The organism is Kitasatospora sp. NPDC056273 (assembly GCF_042268845.1).
In the GTDB taxonomy this organism is placed as follows: domain Bacteria; phylum Actinomycetota; class Actinomycetes; order Streptomycetales; family Streptomycetaceae; genus Kitasatospora.
The window spans coordinates 26,437-47,019 of the sequence record NZ_JBHJSJ010000030.1 but is presented as its reverse complement, the minus strand read 5'-3'; the positions used below and the strand labels follow the sequence as shown (position 1 = coordinate 47,019).

16 protein-coding genes are annotated in these 20,583 nt (G+C 74.6%); 8 read left to right on the top strand and 8 right to left on the bottom strand.

Annotation, left to right across the window (positions count from 1 at the left end; translation table 11 throughout):
• The first annotated feature begins 65 nt into the window (after positions 1 to 65).
• Complete coding sequence (locus tag ACFCY1_RS24865; protein WP_375876103.1) at positions 66 to 3,029, top strand: BTAD domain-containing putative transcriptional regulator; 2,964 nt, start codon at positions 66 to 68, stop codon at positions 3,027 to 3,029.
• Between the two features lie 75 nt (positions 3,030 to 3,104).
• On the opposite strand, the gene ACFCY1_RS24860 is transcribed toward ACFCY1_RS24865, so the two are convergent.
• The 4 genes from ACFCY1_RS24860 to ACFCY1_RS24845 all read right to left on the bottom strand — a co-directional run bounded on the left by ACFCY1_RS24860 (position 3,105) and on the right by ACFCY1_RS24845 (position 6,616).
• Entirely contained in the window at positions 3,105 to 3,554 is a 450-nt protein-coding gene (locus tag ACFCY1_RS24860; RefSeq protein WP_375876102.1) for a hypothetical protein, read from the bottom strand.
• 230 nt (positions 3,555 to 3,784) lie between these two features.
• Positions 3,785 to 4,294 carry a hypothetical protein gene (locus tag ACFCY1_RS24855; protein WP_375876101.1) on the bottom strand — a complete coding sequence of 170 codons (510 nt, stop codon included), beginning with the start codon at positions 4,292 to 4,294 and terminating at the stop codon, positions 3,785 to 3,787.
• Positions 4,295 to 4,697: 403 nt separating this feature from the next.
• Positions 4,698 to 5,561, bottom strand: coding sequence for a serine hydrolase (locus tag ACFCY1_RS24850; protein WP_375876142.1), 864 nt, complete (start codon positions 5,559 to 5,561; stop codon positions 4,698 to 4,700).
• A gap of 104 nt (positions 5,562 to 5,665) precedes the next feature.
• Positions 5,666 to 6,616 (bottom strand): LysR family transcriptional regulator, encoded by a 951-nt coding sequence (locus ACFCY1_RS24845; RefSeq protein ID WP_375876100.1) that lies wholly within the window; start codon positions 6,614 to 6,616, stop codon positions 5,666 to 5,668.
• Between the two features lie 167 nt (positions 6,617 to 6,783).
• Here ACFCY1_RS24845 and bla point away from each other — a divergent pair, with 167 nt between their 5' ends.
• The 3 genes from bla to ACFCY1_RS24830 all read left to right on the top strand — a co-directional run bounded on the left by bla (position 6,784) and on the right by ACFCY1_RS24830 (position 9,585).
• On the top strand, positions 6,784 to 7,755 hold the full coding sequence (bla, locus tag ACFCY1_RS24840; protein WP_375876099.1) for a class A beta-lactamase: 972 nt from the start codon (positions 6,784 to 6,786) through the stop codon (positions 7,753 to 7,755).
• 82 nt (positions 7,756 to 7,837) lie between these two features.
• A complete protein-coding gene (locus ACFCY1_RS24835; protein ID WP_375876098.1) occupies positions 7,838 to 8,923 on the top strand; it encodes an MBL fold metallo-hydrolase in 1,086 nt (361 codons plus the stop codon).
• Between the two features lie 167 nt (positions 8,924 to 9,090).
• On the top strand, positions 9,091 to 9,585 hold the full coding sequence (locus ACFCY1_RS24830) for an HAD domain-containing protein (protein ID WP_375876097.1): 495 nt from the start codon (positions 9,091 to 9,093) through the stop codon (positions 9,583 to 9,585).
• 220 nt (positions 9,586 to 9,805) lie between these two features.
• On the opposite strand, the gene ACFCY1_RS24825 is transcribed toward ACFCY1_RS24830, so the two are convergent.
• The 3 genes from ACFCY1_RS24825 to ACFCY1_RS24815 all read right to left on the bottom strand — a co-directional run bounded on the left by ACFCY1_RS24825 (position 9,806) and on the right by ACFCY1_RS24815 (position 11,939).
• Positions 9,806 to 10,294 (bottom strand): protease inhibitor I42 family protein, encoded by a 489-nt coding sequence (locus ACFCY1_RS24825; protein WP_375876096.1) that lies wholly within the window; start codon positions 10,292 to 10,294, stop codon positions 9,806 to 9,808.
• Positions 10,291 to 10,578, bottom strand: coding sequence for a hypothetical protein (locus ACFCY1_RS24820; RefSeq protein WP_375876095.1), 288 nt, complete (start codon positions 10,576 to 10,578; stop codon positions 10,291 to 10,293). Before ACFCY1_RS24820 ends, ACFCY1_RS24825 begins: the two co-directional genes overlap by 4 nt.
• Positions 10,579 to 10,784: 206 nt before the next feature.
• Positions 10,785 to 11,939 carry a DUF6183 family protein gene (locus ACFCY1_RS24815; RefSeq protein WP_375876094.1) on the bottom strand — a complete coding sequence of 385 codons (1,155 nt, stop codon included), beginning with the start codon at positions 11,937 to 11,939 and terminating at the stop codon, positions 10,785 to 10,787.
• Between the two features lie 330 nt (positions 11,940 to 12,269).
• Here ACFCY1_RS24815 and ACFCY1_RS24810 point away from each other — a divergent pair, with 330 nt between their 5' ends.
• The 4 genes from ACFCY1_RS24810 to ACFCY1_RS24795 are packed head-to-tail and all read left to right on the top strand — an operon-like array spanning position 12,270 to position 18,121.
• Positions 12,270 to 13,253, top strand: a complete 984-nt coding sequence (locus tag ACFCY1_RS24810; protein ID WP_074006116.1) for an ABC transporter permease — start codon at positions 12,270 to 12,272, stop codon at positions 13,251 to 13,253.
• A 1-nt stretch (position 13,254) separates the two neighbouring features.
• A complete protein-coding gene (locus ACFCY1_RS24805; RefSeq protein ID WP_375876093.1) occupies positions 13,255 to 14,223 on the top strand; it encodes an ABC transporter permease in 969 nt (322 codons plus the stop codon).
• Positions 14,220 to 16,373, top strand: a complete 2,154-nt coding sequence (locus ACFCY1_RS24800; RefSeq protein ID WP_375876092.1) for a dipeptide ABC transporter ATP-binding protein — start codon at positions 14,220 to 14,222, stop codon at positions 16,371 to 16,373. The genes ACFCY1_RS24805 and ACFCY1_RS24800 overlap by 4 nt, the downstream gene beginning before the upstream one ends.
• Positions 16,374 to 16,423: 50 nt before the next feature.
• On the top strand, positions 16,424 to 18,121 hold the full coding sequence (locus ACFCY1_RS24795) for an ABC transporter family substrate-binding protein (protein WP_375876091.1): 1,698 nt from the start codon (positions 16,424 to 16,426) through the stop codon (positions 18,119 to 18,121).
• A 115-nt stretch (positions 18,122 to 18,236) separates the two neighbouring features.
• Here ACFCY1_RS24795 and ACFCY1_RS24790 read toward each other — a convergent pair whose 3' ends face one another.
• Positions 18,237 to 20,564, bottom strand: a complete 2,328-nt coding sequence (locus tag ACFCY1_RS24790) for a Helicase associated domain protein (protein WP_375876090.1) — start codon at positions 20,562 to 20,564, stop codon at positions 18,237 to 18,239.
• Between the last annotated feature and the right edge of the window lie 19 nt (positions 20,565 to 20,583).

Genomic DNA, 20,583 nt, shown 5'->3' with positions numbered 1-20,583 from the left:
ACCCGTCACGGGGGCTCGGGGCGCAGGACGACGCACGGCACCGTTCGATCGTCGGAGGCCATGGGGTGGAGTTCAGGATCCTGGGAGCGCTGGAGGTGCGGGCCCGGGACTCCGGCCCGCTCGCCGTCGGCGGCCGGCTCCAACAGGCGCTCCTGGCCGTGCTGGTGGCCCACGTCGGCCGGACGGTGTCCGTGCCCCGGATCGTCGACGCGGTGTGGGACGAGTGCCCGCCCGCCACCGCCGACCGCCAGGTCCGGAACATGGTCGGACTGCTGCGCCGCGCGCTCTCACCCGGCCCGCGGCGGCCCTCGCCGATCCGTACCGACGGGCCGGGCTACCTCCTCGCCGCGGACGGGGTCCGCGTCGACGCGCGGGAGTTCACCGCCCGGGTCGACGCCGCCGCCCGTGCGGGCGCCGACGGCGCGCCCCTGCTGCGCGAGGCCCTGGACCTGTGGCGCGGCCCCGCCCTGGACGGCCTGCCGGGCCGCGCCCTCGCCACCATCGCCGCGGGCCTGGAGGAGCAGCGGATGGCCGCCCTGGAGCGGCTCTTCGAGCTGGAACTGGCGACCGGCCGGCACGAGCGGATCATCCCGGAGCTCATCGGCCTGGTCGGGGCCACTCCCCTGCGCGACGGCCTGGTGCGGCACCTGCTGACGGCCCTGCTCCGCAGCGGGCGCCGGGCGGAGGGCCTGGCCGCGTACCGGCGGTACGCGGCCGACCTCGCGCGGGAGCTGGGCCTCGACCCGTCGCCCGAACTCCGCTGCCTCCAGCAGGAGTTGCTGGGCTCCGGCGCGCCGAACCCGGCCCCGCCCCGCGAGCCCGCCGCATCGAGGCGGCCGGCCGCCTCGGTACAGCGGACCCTGCCGCGGCCCGCCCAACTCCCCTGGGAGTCACCCGCCTTCGTCGGCCGCGAGGCGCAGCTTCGCGCCATCGGACGCCACCTGGTCGGCCCCGGGGGGCCGGGCGGCCGTGCCCCGGCCCCCGGGGCCATCGCGCTCGTCACCGGTGCCCCCGGGGCCGGCAAGTCGGCCCTGGCACTGCGCTGGGCCCACCGCACCCGGGACCGCTTCCCCGACGGCCAGCTCTTCACCGACCTGCACGGCTGGTCGTCCACCGGCCCGCAGCACCCCCACGCCGTCCTGGGCTCCTTCCTGCGCGCCCTGGGCGTGCCGGCCGAGGACGTCCCCGCCCGGCTCGACGAGACGGCGGCGCTCTACCGGTCCACGCTGGCCGGCCGGCGGGTCCTGATCGTCCTGGACAACGCCCTGGACGCCGCGCAGGTCCGTCCGCTGCTGCCCGGCGCCGGGGGCTGCGCGGTCCTCGTGACCAGCCGTGAGCGGCTCACCGGCCTCGTCGTACGGGAGGGCGCCCAGCGGATCGAGCTGGCGGAGTTCAGCCCGGACGAGGGCCGCGCCCTGGTGCGCCGGGTGCTCGGGGCCGAACGCGTCGAGGCCCGGGAGCAGGCCGTCGCCCGGCTGCTCGACGCCTGCGGCCACCTCCCGCTGGCCGTCGCGCTCGCCGCCGCCCGGCTGCGCGACCGCCCGCACCACGACCTCACGGACTTCGCCGCCGAACTCGCCGGCAACCGGCTCGACGTCCTCAGCGCGGACGGCGACGACCGGTCCGCCTGCCTGCGCACGGCCTTCTCCTTCTCCTACCGCGCGCTCGACGGGCCCGCCCGACGCCTGCTGGGGCTGCTCGCGACGAGCCCCGCCGTCGACCTGTCGGCGCCGGTCGCCGAGGTGCTCGGCGGCCTGGAGCGCGGGAGCGGCGCGCGGATCCTGCGCCGGCTGGCCGACGTCCACCTCCTCACCGAGCACCGCGCCGACACCTACCGCTTCCACGACCTGCTGCGCCTGTTCGCCACCGAGCAGGGCACGCGGCAGGAAAGCCGACGCTCCCGCCGCCTCTGCCTGGAGCGCTGGTACGCCTGGTGCCTCCACCACGCCTGCACCGCCACCCGGACGCTGGTGCCGGGGCGGCCCCACGTGGCGCTGCCACCGCCGCCCCGGGACCTGGGCACCGTCACCTTCGCCGACCCCGCCCAGGCGCTGCGGTGGTGCGACGAGCAGCGGGCCAACCTCCTGGCCACCGCCGCCCACGCCTTCGAGCACGAGGACGACGACGTCGCCTGGAAGCTCCCCTCACTGCTGTGGCCCTACCTGCACCGGACCGGGCCGCACGCGGAACGACTGGCCGTGAGCCGGACCGCGGTGGCCGCGGCCCGCCGGCTCGACGATCCGCTCGCCCTGGGCCTCAGCCTGAACGACCAGGGGCACGCCTGGGGCTCCGCGGGCGATCTGCCGCAGGCCCGCCGGCACTACGAGCAGGCCCTGGAGCTCGTCCGCGCGGCCGGCGACCGGGCCGTCGAGGCACTGGTGCTGGCCAGCCTGGGGGTCTCGCACTTCAACTGCGCGGACTACGCCGGGGCGGCCGACCACTTCGAACGCGCCCTGCGCCTGCTGGCCGCGGACGGTCCGGGCGCCGCCCGGTGGACGGTCCTGCTGTGCGAGACCAACCTCGCCAGCAGCCTCCTGATGCTCGGCCGGGCCGAGGAGGCGCAGGCCCTGGCCGAGCGGCTGCTCGCACCGGAGATCCGCCGGCTCGGCGGCGTCCCGGAGTGCAGCCTCCTGAACGTCGTCGGCATGGCCCGCTATGCCGCCGGCCGCCCCGAGGAGGCGCTGGTCCACCTGGAGCGCTCGCTGGCCGTCGGCCGGACCATCACCGGGTACGTCGACCAGCGCGCCAACTCCCTGACCGCCCTGGCCGCCGCCCAGCAGGCGCTCGGCCGCGGCGCCGACGCCCTGCGCTCCTGGGAGGAGGCCCTCGCCATCTACCGCGAACTGCCCGCCCACTACCGCGACGCGGCGGTCGGCCTGCTGACCTCTCTCGGCTTCACCCCGCCGACACCGCCGTCTCCGGGGCACGAGCACGCCGCTCGCCGCCCGGCCCCGGTCCCGGCCCCGGTCCCGGCAGCCGGCCCGGGCAGCGCGAACGGCGACGGCACCACCGACTCCGCGCAGCCGTGACCGGCGTCGGGACCTGTCGGGAGGCCTTGCCGGGAGATGTCGGTGCCGCGTGCCGCCGGTGGACGGGGACCGGCGTCAGGACGCGGCCGCGCGCGCCGCCTCGAGTTCGGCCACCAGCCGTTTGACCCGCTTGTTGGTCCGGCCCGAGCTGTGGCCCGCCAGCATGTACAGCGGGTCCGTCCCGCCGGAGGCCAGCACCAGCTCCGGGACGTCGGACGTGTAGACCCTGCCCTCCAGGACGGCCACCCGTACCTCCCGGATGTCCGCCCACGCATAGGAGCGCGCTCCGAGCAGCCCGGAGTACTTCACCCCGGCCGGCCCGTAGGAGACGCCGAACACCGGCGCGCGGAACGTCAGCACCGCACCCGGGATACCGAGGACCAGGACCGGGATCAGGGGTCCCAACCCGCGCGCGGCCCCCGTCGTCACCAGGCCCGTCGCCATCACCACGGCGATCAGCAGGCACGCGCCGCCCAGCAGGAAGTAGATGAGCGACCAGGCCGTACGCCTCGTCCGCTTCCGCATACCCGCGCCCCTTTCCGCTGTCCGCGGCGTGCGGCGCCGTCCGGGGTTCGGGGGTGCCGCCACCGCCCGTGCGCAAGCATACGAACGTATGGCCGCGCCGCCGGGGGCAGGGCATCAGCGCGCTCCCTGACCCCTCGTCGTCCTGCTCCGGCCCTCCCCCGGCACCGGCGGGCGCCCGGGCGCGGCGGACTCGACCGGCCCGGCGGCCCGGCGCTGCCGGAGCGGCGGCGTCAGGCCCGCCCGCCGGGGACGGGGGCGAGGCGGCCGAGCATCGCGATCACGGTGATCCGCGTCCTGCTGTCGTTCGTCGCCGCGCAGTGGGCGTCGACGCCCCGCTCGTCCGGTGCCTCGTTCGGCTCGGCCAGGCCCAGCCGAATCAGGTCGACGGTGTACTCGTGGCACCGGGAGTAGTCCGCGGCGGCGCTCACCGCTTCGGCGTGGTCGATGCGGCCGGGATCCGCGGCGCGCAGCAGCGCCGGGGTGGGCGGCGGGCCCAGCGTCTCCCCGATCCACCCCGAGACGGCCTCCCGGGGGCAGCCGCGCTCCAGCTTCGAGGTGGTCGCGGCGGAGAGCGCCAGGTGGATGAGGAGCGTCCCGAACCAGGCGGTGACCTCGGCCGGGGGCGTGTCCGTGCCCGCCGGCGGCATCACGGCCTGGTACAGCGTGGCCGGGTCGTCGGCGTGCGCGGCGGCGACGACCGCCTTCATCGCGCTGTCGAGGGCGGCCCTGTCGATGGTCATGTCAGCGGTTCTCCCCATGGTCGGCGGCCGTCAACGTAGCGCTCCGGCGCGGTGCGTGGCCGGTGAAGGGGCGGATTTTCCCCGGTACGCGTGAGGAGGGGGTCGACCGGATTGACGGCTGTCGGCTGTCGGCTGTCGGCGGTCACGCGATTCCCCGTGGGCCGCGGTTTTGTGGCGGCGTGGTTCCCGACCCTGGTGGTCACGAGTCCCCCGGGGGACGGTGACCGGCGCCCGGCGCGCGCGGTGGCGGCACCCGTGGCTGTGGGCCGTCGCCTTCGTCCTGCCCGTCGTGCCGTTGGCGGCGCGGCCCTCGGGCCCGGGTCGGGACGCCCTTCGGCGTACGGGCCGTCAGGCGACCGCCGACGAGTGCGCGATGGCGGAGGCCGGGCCGGGGTGGGCCGGGTCAGCGCGCCCGGCCGGCTGCCGCCTGGGCCCGGAGGGCGTCGACGGCGAGGCGGGCGGCGGTGCCGATGGCGGCGTCGGCGGCGGGCAGGGTGATGGTGGTGGCGGCGGCGCGGGTGAAGACGGCGAGGGCGTAGCGGCCGCCGTCAGGGTATTCGACGACGCCGACCTCGTGGCGCAGCGTGGGGAGGGTGCCGGTCTTGCCGTGGACGCGGACGTCGTCGTAGGGGAAGCCGGAGGCCAGGCGGTGGGGCCAGACCTGGAGGCCGAGGAGGCGTCGCAGGGCGGCGCCGTGGTCGCCGGGGCAGGCGTCGCCGTGCCAGAGGGCGGCGAGCAGGGTGGTCATGTCGCGGGGGGTGCTGTGGTTGGTGAAGGCGGGGTCGAGGACTCTGAGGCGGGCGACGACGGCGGGGTCGACCGGGGAGTCGGGGCCGGTGTCCTCGGCGAGGGCGGCGATGAGGTCGCGGAGTTTGTGGACGGCGACGGTGCGGGTGAGGCCGAGGTCGGCCATGGTGCGGTTGACGGTGTCGAGGCCGATCCGGTCCCACAGGGTGTCGGCGGCGGTGTTGTCGCTGACGGCGGCGGTGAGGTAGGCGAGGTCGCGCAGGGAGAGGCGGGCGTCGTCGAGCATGGCGCCGAGGCCGGTGGACCCGGGGGTGCGGCCGGCGGCGGGGACGTCGACCTGCCGGGTGAGGTCGACGCGTCCGGCGGCGGCCTCGCGGTAGAGCGTCACGAGCAGGCAGAGCTTGTGGACGCTGGCGGTGGAGACGGCGGTGTCGGCGCCGAGGCCGATCTCGGCGCCGGTGTCGAGGTCGCGCGCGTGGAGTCGGCCGGTGACGCCGGCGTCGGCGAAGGCCGCGGCGATGCGGGTGCGCGCGGCGCGGCCGTGCGGGGTCCGGTCGGCGGCCGCGGTCCGGTCGGCGGCCGGGCGGTCAGGAGCCGGGCGGTCGGCTGTGGTGCGGTCGCTGGTCACAGCGGGAACTCCATTGCGGGCCGGGGGTAGAGCGGGGGGCGGTGGGGCGGCTGGGGCAGCAGGCCGCCGGGTCCGGTCAGCGCCTCGTGGGCGGCCTGGGCGAACAGCCGGACGGCGGGCCCGCCCCGCCCGGTCGGCCAGGCCGTGGAGGTCCGCCAGGCCAGCGGGGTGCCGGTGAGCGGACGCCAGACTGTACCCGGTGGGGGTGTGGTGCGCGGCACCAGGGCGATGGCGCTGCCGGTGAGCACGAGCGCGCCCGCGACGTCCGGTCCCGGCGGGTCGACGACGGCTTCAGGGGTGCAGCCGTGCCTGGTCAGCGTGGTGAGGACCTCGTCGTACAGGGCCGGGGCGGTGGCGCGCGGGAAGAGGACCAGGCGCAGGCCGGTCAGGTCGGCCACCGCGAGCTCGGGGCGGTCGGCGTGCGGGCCGCCGGCGGCGAGCAGGGCGCCGAGCGGCTGGTGCAGGACGGGGCCGAAGGCCAGTCCGTCGGCCGGGCAGGGGTGGCGGACGACGGCGACGTCGACGGTGTGCTGGGCGAGTTCGCGCACCACGGCCGCGACGGGCAGTTCCCGCAGTTCGAGCCGGGTGCCCGGGGAGGCGGTCTCGAAGCCGGTGAGCAGCGCGGCGAGGGTGGCCGGCCCGAGTTCGGGCGGGACGGCCGCGCGCAGGGTGCCGGCCCGTCCGCTGCGCAGGTCGGCGGCGGTGGCGAGGAGGCGGGCGGCGCTGTCCAGGGTCTCCTCGGCCTCGGCGAGCAGCAGCCGGCCAGCCGGGGTGAGGTCGACGCCGCGCGGGCCGCGGTCGAAGAGGGTCACGCCGAGTTCGCGTTCGAGGCGCTGGATCCGCTGGGAGAGCGAGGGCTGGGCGATCCGCAGGCGCTCGGCGGCGCGGCCGAAGTGCCGTTCCTCGGCGACGGCGCGGAAGTGGCGGAGGTGCCCCAGCAGGTCCATGGCCAGCAATCATAGGCGTTTTCTTATCGCTCACTTCACGATTGCGGTCTTGGACTGGGAGGCCCGCGGCCTGTTTAGCTGAGCGTGATCGCGCGGATCGCGGCGGTGTGGACCACCGCCGCGGGGCGCGACCGTGATGACACGAACCACCTGGGGAGAGACCACTGATGACGCCCGACCTCCGCCGTACCGGCACCCGTACCCGCGTCCGCACCCGCACCCGCACCGCGCTGCCCGCGGTGGCCCTGCTCGTGGCCGCGCTGGTCGGCGGGTGCGGCCGGGCGGACGGCGCCTCGACGGCGGCGGCCACCGGCGCCACTACAACGACGACAGCGGCGGGGGCGGCCTCCGCCGCCGCGGCGGACGCGGCCTTCGCGGAACTCGAGCAGCGGTTCGGCGCCCGTCTCGGCGTGTACGCGGTGGACACCGGCAGCGGCCGGGAGGTCGTCCACCGGACCGACGAGCGGTTCGCGTTCGCGTCCACGATCAAGTCGCTCGCCGCCGGGGCCCTGCTGCGCAAGGCCTCCGACGCGGACCTGGACAAGGTCGTCCCCTACCGCCAGGAGGACGTGCTGGCGTGGGCACCGATCACCTCGCAGCACGTGGCGACCGGCATGAAGCTGCGTGACCTGGCCGCCGCCGCCATCCAGTACAGCGACAACACCGCGGCCAACCTCGTCTTCGCCGAACTCGGCGGCCCGGCGGCCGTCCAGCAGTCCCTGCGCGACCTGGGCGACTCGACCACCAGCGTCGACCGCACCGAACCCACCCTCAACGAGGCGACCCCGGGCGACACCCGCGACACCAGCACGCCGCGCGTCCTCGCCGCCGACCTGCGCCGCTACGTGCTCGGCGATGTCCTCCCGGAAGGCCGGCGCGGGCTGCTGACGGACTGGCTGGTCGGCAACACGACCGGCGGCCCGTACATCCGCGCGGGGGTGCCCGCCGACTGGCGGATCGGCGACAAGACCGGCAACGCGGGCTACGGCACCCGCAACGACGTCGCCGTGGCGTGGCCGTCGGGCGGGCGCGCCCCGATCGTCATCGTCGTCCTGACCGACCGCGGCAAGGCCGACGCCACCTCCGACGACGCCCTGATCGCCCAGGCGACGAAGACCGTCGTCAGCGCCCTCGGCTGACGTCCGTATCCGCATCCGTCCCGAAGGAGCATCCCCTCCCGAAGGAGCGCCCCTTCCCGACCGACCAGGAGCCCCGACCGCGATGATCCGACCCACCCGCCGGGCCGACACGGACGCCGACTTCACCCGGCGCCGTCTCGCCCAGCTCGCCGTCCTCGGCCTCGCCGCCGGGGCCTCGCCGGCCGCCCTTCCGGGCACGGCCTCGGCCGCCGTCCCCTCTTCGGTGAAGGCGTCGTCCGCCGGCCGTCCGCACTACGACCGCGCCCGCCGCCTCGCCGCCGACGACCCCGTGCTGCGGGCCCTGGTGACGGCGCTGACGCCCGGCTCCGTCCTTCCCCCGCTGCCCGCGCCCGCGCCCGTCAAGCTGTTCGACAACCTGGTGCTGCTGAGCGCGGGCTGGGTCTCGGCGATGGCGGTGCTGACGGACGACGGCATCGTGCTGATCGACGCGCTCACCTCACCCGCCGATGCCGAGGGCGTCGTCGTCCCCGGGCTGCGGGCGGTCGGCGCCGACCCGGCGGCGATCCGGCACATCGTCGTGACCCACGGCCACCCGGACCACTTCGGCGGCGCCCAGACCCTCGCCGACCGCTACGGCGCCCGCGTGCACATGTCCCCGGCCGACTGGGACCTCCTCGCCCGCACCCGTCCCGCTGGCGCCCCCGTCCGCGACCTCGACATCGCGGACGGCGCGCAGCTCACCCTGGGCGGCACGACGATCGAGCTGCACCACACCCCGGGCCACACCCCGGGCACCGTGTCCCCGGTCATCCCGGTCCGGGCGGGCGGCCGGTACCACAGCGCGATGCTGTGGGGCGGCCTCAACCCGCCCTCGACGGTGGCGGAACTGCGCACCCTCCTCGCCTCCGTCCACTCCTTCCGGGCCGTCATGCGCCGGACGAACGTGGAGGTCGAGCTCTCCAACCACCCGAACGACCACGGCCTCGAACGAGCCGAACAGCTGCGGCGCCAACCGCCCGGCGCCGCGAACCCCTTCCTCCTCGGCGGCCCCCGCACGCAGCGGTACATGGCGGTCATGGACGCGATGGTGCGCGGCCGCATCGCCGACGCGGAGGCCGCGGAGGAGGCGGGGGCGGAGGCGGGAACCGGGGCGCGTGGAGCCCGGACCGTGGCGGCGCCGCACGCCTGCCGCGGGATTCGGGCATGAAGCCGGAGCTTGTCGTCTGCGTGGTGTCCGGGGCAGACGCCGCTCCTCCAGGTCGGGTGGACAAGGCCGCACCACCCCGCACATGCACAGGTGGTGGATCGTTTCCCGTGTTCGCGGCGGTCGCTTCCCGTTGTGGCGGGGGTCCTACGGCGGCAGGATGAGTCGTCGTGACTGCCGACCTGCCGTTGTTGCTTCTGGACGTCGACGGGGTGCTGAACCCGTTCGCCGCGGCGGTGTGCCCGGCGGATTACCAGGAGTACGGGTTCTTCCCCGGTGAGGAGCCGGTGCGTCTGAACCGGGTCCACGGGCGGTGGCTGAACGGACTTGCCGAGCACTTCGAGATCGTTTGGGCGACGGGTTGGGAAGAGGAGGCGAACGAGATCCTCGCGCCGTTCCTGGGGCTGGAACGGTTGCCGGTGGTCTTCTTCCCGCCCAAGCCGTTCGAACCGTGTGAGAAGGTGCCGGCGGTGGCGGCCTTCGTCGGAGAACGGGCAGCGGCCTGGGTGGACGATGCGCTGACGCCGCAGGCGCGGGCCTGGGCCGACGGCCGCGCGGCCGCGACCTTGCTGGTCGACACCGATCCGTGCGTGGGCCTGACCTGGAGTGCGGTCGAGCGGTTGTCGCGGTGGTCGATGGACCTGAGGCGGCCGAAGTCTGAGTGACCGTCGGTGGCCGAGCCCGCGAGGCGCTCCGATGCCGCTCCGCCGACCGGGACGTCACCCTGATCAAGCGGGCCACCGCCCCGGCCACCTCCGAGGCCCTGCGGCAGTACACCGGCATCGAGGGCCTGCCGGACCAGCGCGTCACCGGCTACCCGCTGGTCGACCCCACCGCCGCCGACCAGGCCGAGGCCCGGGTCACCGGCCTCCTCGGAACGGGGGTTCAGCGGGGGGCGTCGGAGCTGACGTCGACGGTGAACTGGCGCTTGATCTGGTCCGGCCCTCCGGGCCAGTCCCCGCCGAGCTCGTCGCGGTAGGCGATGTGCACGGTCATGGTGGTACGGCCGGGGTTCTGGGCGCGGAAGGTGAAGTAGTAGCGGCCGCCCGAGCCGGTGTTTCCGATGTCGCCGAAGTCGAACAGGTCCCTGACGTCGAAGTTGTGGACGTACTCGTCACCGGCGGCCTTCGCGACGGCCGGGTCGGGGGCTGGAGCGGCCATGCTCCAGACGTCGCCTGCCAACCGGTGGGCGGGCACCTCCACGGAGAACAGCTCGCCGGGCTTGACGGTGATCTGTCCCGAGGTCTGGGTGAATACGGTGCCGTGATCGAGTTTGCCGGTGGTCTTCCGGTGGACGGTCACCGCGCGCATGGTGGCCGGGACGGCCAGCGCCGCGACGACCACCAGCAGGACGAGGCGCCACCTGCGCTTCACGGGGTCGCTTCCCGGTGGGTGACGCGCAGCGCCAGGACGGCGGCGACGGCGTCGAGCCAGCGGGCGACCAGTTGGTCCCCTGTGGGGTCCTGTACGACCATGGCGGCTGCCTCCAGCCAGCCGCGGGCCACCGTGGCGGCCGGTCCGGGCAGCGGTTCGGGCAGGGCGGCCGCGAAGCGGGTGCCGCCGGCGCGGACGGTCTCGCCGAGGAAGGTCAGGGCCCGCGGCAGCGTGCCGAGCCGGTCGACGGTGATCGCGGCGGCCACCGCACCGTCGCTGCCCATATTCCCCCCATGTTGTTCGACACGCTCCGCAGAGCGTCGAACAGCATAACGTCAGCCGGCGGCACGCCGGTGGACGTCGGGTCGCAGGGCCTGGTCGAGGGCGGTGCCGCCGCTGCCGGCGCCGGCGTTCGTCCGGTGAAGCCCCGAACTCGGCCGGGGGGAGGACGGGTTGCGGCTGCGGGGCTGGCGGCCGGGGTGGCGCGTGGTCAGTCGGTGTCGGTGGCGGCCAGGACTGCGAGGTGTCGGCCGTCGGGGTGCAGGGCGGCGAGGGCGAGGTCCCAGGCGACGTTGTGGAACCAGGGGGCGGACGCGGTGCCGAGGCGGAGCCAGGTCGTCTGCCGCACGCGGTCGGCGGTCCGGGTGATCGGCGCGTCGGCGGGGGTGCCGGTCAGGGCGGCCAGGGAGCGCCAGGCGGCGAGTCTGCCGTAGGCGCCGTAGTTGCCGTGGCCGTAGGCCGGTGCGCGCAGGGCGGCGGTGAGCAGGGTCCGTAGGGCGAGGTCGGGGTCGGAGGGGTGGAGCCGGGCCGGGGTCTGGCCGGGCGGCCAGGGGGTGAGCGGCAGGAGCGCGAGGAGTGCCGGGAGGTCTTCGGGGGTGACCGGGTCGGGTAGCCAGAACTCCTGGGCGGCGAGCTTGCCGTTGGACTGGGCGAGCCAGTGGGCGACGGCCGCGCCCATGGCCTCCGTCGTGGCGGGTACGCCGGTCTCGGTCGGTTCGGCCGCGGCCGCCCGCTGCCGCGTCGCCGGTGTGGCCTCCAGCGCGTCGCCCGGCTCCGGCCACACGGCCGGGACCGTCCAGGTCCAGTCGTCGGCGGCCTCCGCGGGGCGCCGCAGCCCGTGCTCTTCGGGCAGCAGGGCCAGCGGCAGTACGGCGAGCGGGTGGCCCTCGGCCAGGAGGGTGTCGGCGAAGGCGCGCAGCGCGGGGTGGCCGTTGACCGCGTCCGTGACGAGCACCGTCTCGTGGAGCAGGCAGGCCGCGAACTCGCGCGCGTCCGCGGTCTCGGGCGCCCGGTCGAAGACCTCGTCGGCGATGTCCTCGATGCGGTGCCCGTGGGCGACGACCGCGGCCAGGTAGCGCGGGGAGACGCCGGGGTGCGGCGAGTCCAGCACGCGCACCAGGGCGCGCAGGCTCTGCGGCCCCGGGCGGGCGGCCAGGGCGTTCAGTGTCCAGTACAGGGCCGCGGCGCAGTGCCCCTGGCGGTCCCGGCCGGCGGCGGTGCGGGCGGCGAGTTCCGCCGCGAGGCCGCCGGCCCAGTCGAACTCGCCGGTGGCGACCCGCGATTCGACCTCGGCGCGCAGCACGGAGACGTCCGCGTCGTCGGCCTCGCACAGGGCGTCCACCGTGCGGGTGATGTCCTTGTCCATGGCGTGATTGTTTCCCGGCGGCGGGTGGTCCGCCGCCGGCGGCGCGCCCGCCGACGCTCGGCGACGGCGCGGACCGGTGGCTGCCGCGGCCCCTGCGACCTGCGGATTCGACGAATTGTGACGCGAACGCGTCCATGTGCTGCGGGCGCGTTTCGTGTTCGTGTCCACTTGCCCTGGTCCCTGGTGCCGGGTGTCGCTCGCACACAGACTGGCCTCTGCACGGTCGTGCAACCACCCCTTGGATCGAGGAAGTTCCACCCGCATGCCCAACTCCCCCAGACCCGGCGCTCCCCGGCCGTACCCGTCGCATCCGGTGGGGAGGTGGCGTCCGTGCTCCGGTACGTGACCCGCAGGGCCGCGGGCTGGTTCCTGGTGATCGCCGTGGCCACCAACGCCACCTACTTCCTGGCCAGTTGGTTCCTCGACCCGCGTTCGAACTTCAAGGAGCTGCGCCCGGTCCGCACCGAGGAGCAGATCTCCCGGGCCCTGGCCCCGTACAACCTGGACCCGCACGAGCCGCTGCTGCACCGCTGGTGGGACTGGCTGACCGGGGTGGTCCTGCGCTTCGACTGGGGCCGTTCCCCGGTCGGGGTGCGGGTGAACGGGGAGATCGGCTACCGCTCCCTGGTCAGCGCCGAGCTGGTGACCGGTGCGACGGTCCTGTCGGTCGTCGTCGGTGTGGCGCTCGCGGTGCACACCGCCTCGCGCCAGTACGGCTGGCGGGACCGGGCCGCCCAGGCCCTGTCCATGGCGCTGTTCAACGTCCCGGTGTCGATCGCCGCCCTCGCGCTGGTGCTGCTGGCCATCCGGCTGAACGAGCAGGCGGGTTGGCACTTCCTGTACGTCGCGGGCGAGAACTCGCCCGGCGTGGAGGGGTTCTGGGCGACGGTCGGCGACCGGCTGCTGCACCTGGTGCTGCCGACGATCACCCTGACCCTGACGGGGTACGTGGGCTACCACCTCACCCAGCGCTCGCTGCTGCTGGACGTCATCGGCTCCGACTTCGTGCGCACCGCCCGGGCCACCGGGCTGACCCGCGCCCAGGCGATCCGCCGGCACGCCCTGCGCACCGCGCTGATCCCCACCGCCCAGTCCGTGGCCTTCGGCATCCCGGCGGTGTTCACCGGTGCGGTGCTCACGGAGACGATCTTCGGTTGGAACGGCATGGGCCAGTACTTCATCCAGACCATCAGCAAGAACGACGTGCACGGCACCGTGGCGACCGCCGCGTTCGCCGCCGCCCTGACGGCGGTCGGCGCGATCCTCGCGGACATCGCCACCGTCCTCCTCGACCCGAGGGTGCGGGTGAGCTGAGATGAGCACCCCTGTGACCCCCGTGAGTCCCGATGTGACCCCTGTGGGTCCCGACGCGGCCGCCGAGCATGACAAGCACGACGGGCACGACAAGCACGACGGCCGCTACCTGGGCCGGCGCCGCCTCTACCTGCGCCGCTTCCTGCGCAACCGGACCGCCGTCGCCGGCGTGGTGATCTTCCTGCTGCTCGTGCTGTTCAGCGCGCTCGGCGGCCTGTTCACCCCGTACGGCTTCGCGGACACCGACTTCTCCGCCCTCACCCAGGCCCCGAGCGCCGAGCACTGGTTCGGCACCAACCAGGGCGGCAACGACGTCTACGCCGCCGCCGTGCACGGCCTCCAGCGCTCGCTGGTGATCGCGGTGACCGTCTCCCTGCTGACCGTCGCCCTCGCCGCGGTCGTGGGCGCGGGCGCCGCCTACGTCGGGGGCCGGGTGGAGAAGGCGACCCTCGCCCTCATCCACTTCCTGCTGGTCGTGCCGTCCTTCCTCGTCCTCGCCCTGGTCTCGCACCGGCTGGCGGGCGACTGGCGGGTCCTCATCCTCGTCCTGACGGTGTTCGGCTGGATGTCCACCGCCCGCGTGGTCTGGTCGGTGTCGACGTCCCTGCGCGAGCGCGACTACGTGCGCGCCGCGGAGTACATGGGCGTGCGCCCCCTGCGCATCGTGCTGCGCCACATCATCCCCAACCTGGGCTCCCTGCTCATCGTCAACCTCACCCTGGGCGTGGTCTCCACCGTGCTCAGCGAGACCGCCCTGTCCTTCCTCGGCTTCGGCGTCCAGACCCCCGACGTGTCGCTGGGCACGATGCTCGCCGACGGCGCGGGCACCATCACCAGCGCCCCCTGGCTGTTCGCCTTCCCCGCCGGGCTGACCGTCCTGCTCACCGTCTCGATGACCTTCGTCGGCGACGGCCTGCGCGACGCCCTCGACCCCACGTCCACCACCGGCGCGGCAGGAGCCCGACGATGACCCTCGCACCCGCCCCCCGCACCGGGCCCGCGACCGACCCCACCGGGTCCACCGGCCCCGCCGGCCCCGCCGGGCCCGCACCCGTCCTGTCCGTACGCGGCCTGAGCGTCTCCTTCCCCTCCGAGGCCGGACCGGTGGAGGCCGTGCGCGGCGTCGACTTCGACCTGCTGCCCGGGCGCACCCTGGGCATCGTCGGCGAGTCCGGCTCCGGCAAGTCCGCCACCGCCCTCGCCGTCATGGGCCTGCTGCCGCCCACCGCGCGGATCGGCGGCCGGATCCTGCTGGGCGGCCGCGACCTGGCGGCGATGGACGACAAGGAGCTCTCCCGGGTGCGCGGCAAGGACATCGGCATGGTCTTCCAGGACCCGATGTCCGCGCTCACGCCCATCTTCAGCGTCGGCCGGCTGCTCTCCGAGGCCCTGCGCGTGCACCGGGAGCTGTCCCGGAAGGACGCCTGGGAGCAGGCGGTGGAACTGCTCGACCTGGTCGGCATCCCCGACCCGCGCGAACGCGCCAAGTCCTTCCCGCACGAGTTCTCCGGCGGCATGCGCCAACGCGTCGTCATCGCCCTGGCCATCGCCAACAAGCCCTCGGTGCTCGTCGCCGACGAGCCCACCACGGCGCTCGACGTCACCGTCCAGGCGCAGATCCTCGACGTGCTGCGCCTGGCCCAGCGCGAGACCGGAGCCGGCCTCGTCCTGATCACCCACGACCTGGGCGTGGTGGCCGGCCACGCCGACGACGTCGCCGTCATGTACGCCGGGCGGATCGTCGAGCACGCGGGCGTCGACGAGCTCTTCCGCCGCCCCACGATGCCCTACACCGCCCGCCTGCTGGCCAGCGTCCCGACCGTGGACAGCGGTGTCCCGCGGCCCCTGGTCCCGGTCGGCGGGGAGCCGCCGTCCCTGGTCGCCCTGCCCGGCGGCTGCCCCTTCGCGCCCCGCTGCGCGGTGGCCGTGGACGTGTGCCGGACCACCGAACCAGGCCTGGCCGCACCGGACTTGACCTCAGCGGACCTGAGCGCACCGGCGCCGGCCGGGCGGCCCGGCCGCGCCGCCTGCCACCGCGCCCGGGAGATCGCCGACGGCAGCCTCGACCCGGTCGGGGCGGCCCCTCCCGTGCCGACGGCCGGCCCCGCCGAGCGGACCGCCGGCGAGGTGGTCCTGCGCGTCGAGGACCTGGTCAAGACGTTCCCCGTCACCAAGGGCGCCCTGCTCAAGCGCCGGGTGGGCACCCTGCACGCGGTCAGCCACGTCGGCTTCGAACTGCGCGCGGGCGAAACCCTGGCCCTGGTCGGGGAGTCCGGCAGCGGCAAGACCACCACGCTGCGCGAGGTGCTGCGGCTGCGCGCCCCCGAGGGCGGCCGCATCGAGGTGGCCGGTACCGACGTCGCCACGCTGCGCTCGGCCGCCGAGGTGCGCGAGCTGCGGCGCCACGTGCAGATCGTCCTCCAGGACCCGACGGACGCCCTGGACCCCCGGCTGACCGTCTTCGACCTGCTGGCCGAACCGCTCCAGGCCGCCGGCGCCGACCGCACCGCCGTCCGCTCCCGGGTCACCGAACTCCTGGACCTGGTGGGCCTGGACCGCGCCATGGGCGACCGCTTCCCCGCCGCCCTGTCCGGCGGCCAGCGCCAGCGCGTCGGCATCGCCCGCGCCCTGGCCCGCGAGCCGAGGCTGCTGGTCCTGGACGAGCCGCTGTCCGCCCTGGACGTCTCCGTGCAGGCCGAGATCATCAACCTGCTCGCCCGGCTGAAGCGCGAACTGGGCCTGGCCTACCTCGTGGTGGCGCACGACCTGGCCGTGGTGCGCTACTTCTCCGACCGCGTCGCGGTGATGTACCTCGGACACGTCGTCGAGTCCGGCGCCACCGAGGAGATCTTCGCCCGGCCCCGGCACCCGTACACCCGGGCCCTGCTGTCGGCCGTCCCGGTCCCCGACCCGGAGCGCGAGCGCCACCGCGAGCGCATCGTCCTCGCGGGCGAGCAGCCCAGCGCCGCCCGGCTGCCGCAGGGCTGCGTGTTCGTCGACCGCTGCCCGCTCCACCGGGAGGCCGACGAGGCCGTACGCACGCGCTGCCGCACCGAGCGGCCGGCGACCGTCGGCGCCCCGGACGGCTCCGACCACCGGTACGCCTGCCACGCGGTCTGACACCGCCCCCTTCTCTTCCCCGTCTCACCGAATCCCACCAAGGACACCCCATGCGTCGGAAGCTCGCCCTGCCCCTCGCGCTCGCCGCGGCCGTCTCGGTCGCCGCCACCGCCTGCTCCTCCTCGTCCCCCTCCGGCGGCTCCACCGGCGCCTCCCCCGGGCAGGACGCCAAGAACGCCGCCAAGGTCGCGTCCTCCGTCACCGACTACAACCCCCAGCCGTACGAGAACATCAAGGACGGCGGCACCTACACCTCCGCGGGGACCTTCGACGAGCAGGGCAACCCGTTCAACGTCAACGGCACCCTGAACGCGCTGCGGGTCTGGTCCTGGTACAACGCCGACGCCATCACCTACTCGCCCACCGGCGAGGTCCAGTACAACCCGGACTACTACAGCGACGTGAAGGTCTCCGTCGAGGGCGGCGACCAGAAGGTCGTCATCACCCTCAACCCCAAGGCCGTGTTCAACGACGGCACCCCGATCGACTGGCGGGCCATCGAGGCCACCTGGAAGGCCAACAACGGCTCCGACAAGGAGTACGCGGCCTCCTCCACCGACGGCTACGACCGCATCACCTCCGTCACCCGGGGCGCGGACGACAAGCAGGCGGTCATCGCCTTCAAGGGCGTCAACGCCTCCTGGTCCGCGCTGTTCACCACCTTCCTGCACCCCCAGGCCGCCACCGTCGACAACTTCAACAAGGCGTACGTCAAGACCGCCCACCCCGAGTGGGGCACCGGGCCGTACACCGTGGGCACCTGGGACGACCACTCCGGCAACATCACCTTCGTGCGCAACCCCACCTGGTGGGGCCGGCCGGGCAAGCTCGACAAGCGCGTCTACGTCAACCTGGAGAGCGCCGCCTCGATCAACGCCTTCAAGAACGGCGAACTCGACTACGCACCCGTCGGGACCGCGGAGAACCTCAAGCAGGTGAAGACGGTCAAGGACGCCGAGATCCGCAGCGGCGGCAGCCCCTTCGAGTACTCGCTGTACCTCAACACCAAGTCCCCGCTGCTCGGCGACGTCCAGGTCCGCAAGGCCGTGCAGGAGAGCATCGACCGCGCCCAGATAGCGAAGATCCGGTTCCAGGGCCTCGACTACACCGAGCCACTGCCCGGCTCGTCGGTGCTCTACAGCTTCCAGCAGGGCTACCGCGACAACGTCGCCTCCGTGCTGAAGTACGACCCGGAGCAGGCGCGCAGGACCCTGGACGCGGCCGGCTGGCAGCCCGGGGCCGACGGCATCCGCGCCAAGGACGGCAAGCAGCTCGCGATCGGCTACACCCTGCTCGGCGACGGCCCCATCGAGAAGGCCACCGCCAGTGCGTTCACCGCGATGCTCAAGACCGTCGGTGTGAAGGTGGACGTCAACAAGGTCTCCGAGAACGACTTCTCCAAGGTCCTCAGCGACCGCCGCTTCGACCTGTTCATCTCCGGCAACCGCTCGACGGACCCCTTCGGCGCCCGGTACCTGTGCGACTTCTACTGCTCCGACCGCGACTCCAACATCACCGGAGCCGGCACCCCCGAACTGGACAAGGAGATCCGCGCCACCGGAGAGATCGCCGACCTCGGCCAGCAGATCGCGGCCGTCAACGAGGTCGAGCAGAAGGCCCTCCAGCAGTACTCCCTGCTGCCGCTCTACAGCGGCCCCTCCACCTACGGCATCCGCAAGGGCCTCGCCAACGTCGGCGCCGCCATCTTCTACAGCCCGCTGCCCGAGACCGTCGGCTGGCAGAAGTAGCGGCACCGCCGGCGCCCGGGACGGTCGGCTCTCCGGACCGTCGGGGGGACGCACGGCGCACGTCGGACGTGCGCTCGCCGAAGGGCGGCTCCGCGGGCCGCCCTTCGGTGGAGCATCACCCGGTCCGGCCGCCGGTGGGGGTCTCGGCGTGCCGGTGGAGGGCCTCCAGGAGCATGATCTGACGATTCGTCAGTTTGCCGTCGGTGCGGGCCTTGTCCTGTTTGCGCAGCCAGGTTCCGGGGCGGAAGGCCGGGTCGGCCTCGCCGCCGGTGCGGTTCACCGGGCCGTCGAGGGCTCCGCCGGCGGCGAGGTAGGCGAGCAGGCGGCGGTAGGAGCGGTTCCAGTCCGGCTCCAGGCGCCACAGCTCGTCCAGCGCGTCGAGCTTCGCCACCTGGCCGGGGTCGAGGTTGTCTGCCTTGCGCTGGCGGCGCATCCACGCGCCCACCGCGTAGTCGTCCAGCTTCGCGGTGGCGGGGATGGCGAGGTGGCCGTGCCGGCGGTGGAACGCGGCGGCGTACGCGGCGCCGCGTTCCCAGGCGTTGGCGTTCTTCGACCAGATCATGCCGAGCGCGTCCAGCTCGCTGACCCGGGCGGCATCGAGCAGGCCCTGGCCGTGGAGATGGCGCTGGCGGGCGAGCCAGGAGATCAGCTCGGCGTTCCTGGTCTTGTCGACGGGGTCGAGGTGACCGTGCCCGGTATGGAACCCGGCGGCGACGGCGTGCATCCGCTGCCACTCGACCGCGCGCGGGTTGAACGCGCGCAGCTTCACGGTCTGGAGGATGCGTGCGGCGTGCCGACGAGCGTCGACCTTCAACCACTCGACCGGCGACTCGACCGGGGCCGCCGGCTGCTGATCGCCCTCGGCCGGCTTGGCCGCGGTGGTGTGCGCGGCGGGCTGCGAGCGGTGGGCGCGCAGCTCGGTGATCCGGCCGACCACCCGGGCGTCGTGCGCCGCGAGAGCGCGCAGGACCCGCCAGATCGTACGGAAGCTGGAGGCCTCGATCTCGGTGTCGGCCTCCGCCTTCACGGCCTCGCCGGCGTCGTGGACCTCGGACGGGTGCGCGGTGGCGGTGTCGTCGCCGACCTGAGGCGTCGGCAGGTAGACCGGGATGACGATCCACGAGACCTTGCCCTGCCGGTAGGACTGGCGCAGGGCGCGGCCCACGGCCTGGACGATGTCGATGACCGAGCTCTTGGGGTCGGCGAAGCAGACGGCGTCCACCGCGGCGACGTCGATGCCCTCGGTCAGCAGCCGGCTGTTGCAGAGGATGCCGCACTCCTCACCGTCCTCGCCGGTGTGGGCCTTGAACTCGGCGAACGCGGCCCGGCGGTCGCGGAGGCGGTCCGTGCCGGCCACCGCCTTCGCCCAGATCCGCTCCGGGCGCTCCGCGTCCTCCAGCAGCCGGGAGGCGTCCGGCAGGGTGTCCGCGAACTCCCGCGCCGCGCTGACCCGGGAGTGGAAAGTGATGACGCGGCGCAGTTCCAGGTCGGCGACGGCGCGCAGCACGGCGATCTGCAGGGCCAGGCGCAGCAGTTCCTCGTTGGAGCGCTGGGTGCGCAGGTCGGCGACGGCGGGGAGGCGGAGCAGTTCACGCAGGTCCTCGTCGGTGACAACGGGGACCAGGACGCGGTAGTCGGCGAGGTAGCCGTGCTCGATGCCCTGGCCGAGGGTCCAGGTGAAGACGGTCCGGCCGTAGATGCTCTCGTCGTCCATGGAGCAGAGCGCGGGCAGCGCCTGGCCGTCGGCGTCGGCGAGGTCGGCCAGGCCGTCCTTCGCGCGCCGGTCGTCCGCGATGCGCGGGGTCGCGGTGAAGTAGAGCCGCCGGGCGGCGGGGACCTGGGCGTCGTCGTGGACGGCCGCCCACGCCTTGCTCTCGGCGCCGGCGGTCCGGTGCGCCTCGTCGATGACGACCAGGTCCCAGGCGGGCAGGCCGAACTCGCGGTGGGCCTGGACGATCCGCTCCAGCGAGGCGTAGGTCGCGTACACGGTGACCGGCTGGTCGTCGGGGGCGCCGGCGACGAGGTCGGCGATCCGCGGGGCCTGGGTGGTCACCCGGGAGTGGACGCGGCCGCCGGCCTCCGCGCTCTCCAGCGCCTCCTCCCGCGAGCAGGCCGCCACCGCCAGGCCGCGGCGTCCGCCCCGCAGGGACCAGGCCTCGGCGGTCTGCTCCAGCAGCTCGATCGTCGGCACCAGCACCAGCACCCGGCCCCTCGCCGCCAGGCGCCGGGCGCAGCCGGCGGCGATCAGGGTCTTCCCGGAGCCGGTCGCCGCGACGACCGTCGCGCGGCCGCCGTCCTTCACCTCGCGCACGGCGGCGGCAACGGCGTCCTTCTGGAACCCGTGCAGCGGCAGCGGGTTCGCCACGGCGATACCGAGCGGCTGCGCCGGGAGCGGCGGCCCGGCCGGCGCGTCCTGCTCGGCGGTGGCGGTGGTGCTCTCCACGACGCGGGTGTCTCCATTC

Bases quoted from the DNA above. Each gene is read 5' to 3' on its own strand.
- ACFCY1_RS24860 (WP_375876102.1), bottom strand. From the start codon at position 3,554: ATGCGGAAGCGGACGAGGCGTACGGCCTGGTCGCTCATCTACTTCCTG.
- ACFCY1_RS24855 (WP_375876101.1), bottom strand. From the start codon at position 4,294: ATGACCATCGACAGGGCCGCCCTCGACAGCGCGATGAAGGCGGTCGTC.
- ACFCY1_RS24845 (WP_375876100.1), bottom strand. From the start codon at position 6,616: ATGGACCTGCTGGGGCACCTCCGCCACTTCCGCGCCGTCGCCGAGGAA.
- bla (WP_375876099.1), top strand. From the start codon at position 6,784: ATGACGCCCGACCTCCGCCGTACCGGCACCCGTACCCGCGTCCGCACC.
- ACFCY1_RS24835 (WP_375876098.1), top strand. From the start codon at position 7,838: ATGATCCGACCCACCCGCCGGGCCGACACGGACGCCGACTTCACCCGG.
- ACFCY1_RS24820 (WP_375876095.1), bottom strand. From the start codon at position 10,578: ATGGGCAGCGACGGTGCGGTGGCCGCCGCGATCACCGTCGACCGGCTC.
- ACFCY1_RS24815 (WP_375876094.1), bottom strand. From the start codon at position 11,939: ATGGACAAGGACATCACCCGCACGGTGGACGCCCTGTGCGAGGCCGAC.
- ACFCY1_RS24805 (WP_375876093.1), top strand. From the start codon at position 13,255: ATGAGCACCCCTGTGACCCCCGTGAGTCCCGATGTGACCCCTGTGGGT.
- ACFCY1_RS24800 (WP_375876092.1), top strand. From the start codon at position 14,220: ATGACCCTCGCACCCGCCCCCCGCACCGGGCCCGCGACCGACCCCACC.
- ACFCY1_RS24795 (WP_375876091.1), top strand. From the start codon at position 16,424: ATGCGTCGGAAGCTCGCCCTGCCCCTCGCGCTCGCCGCGGCCGTCTCG.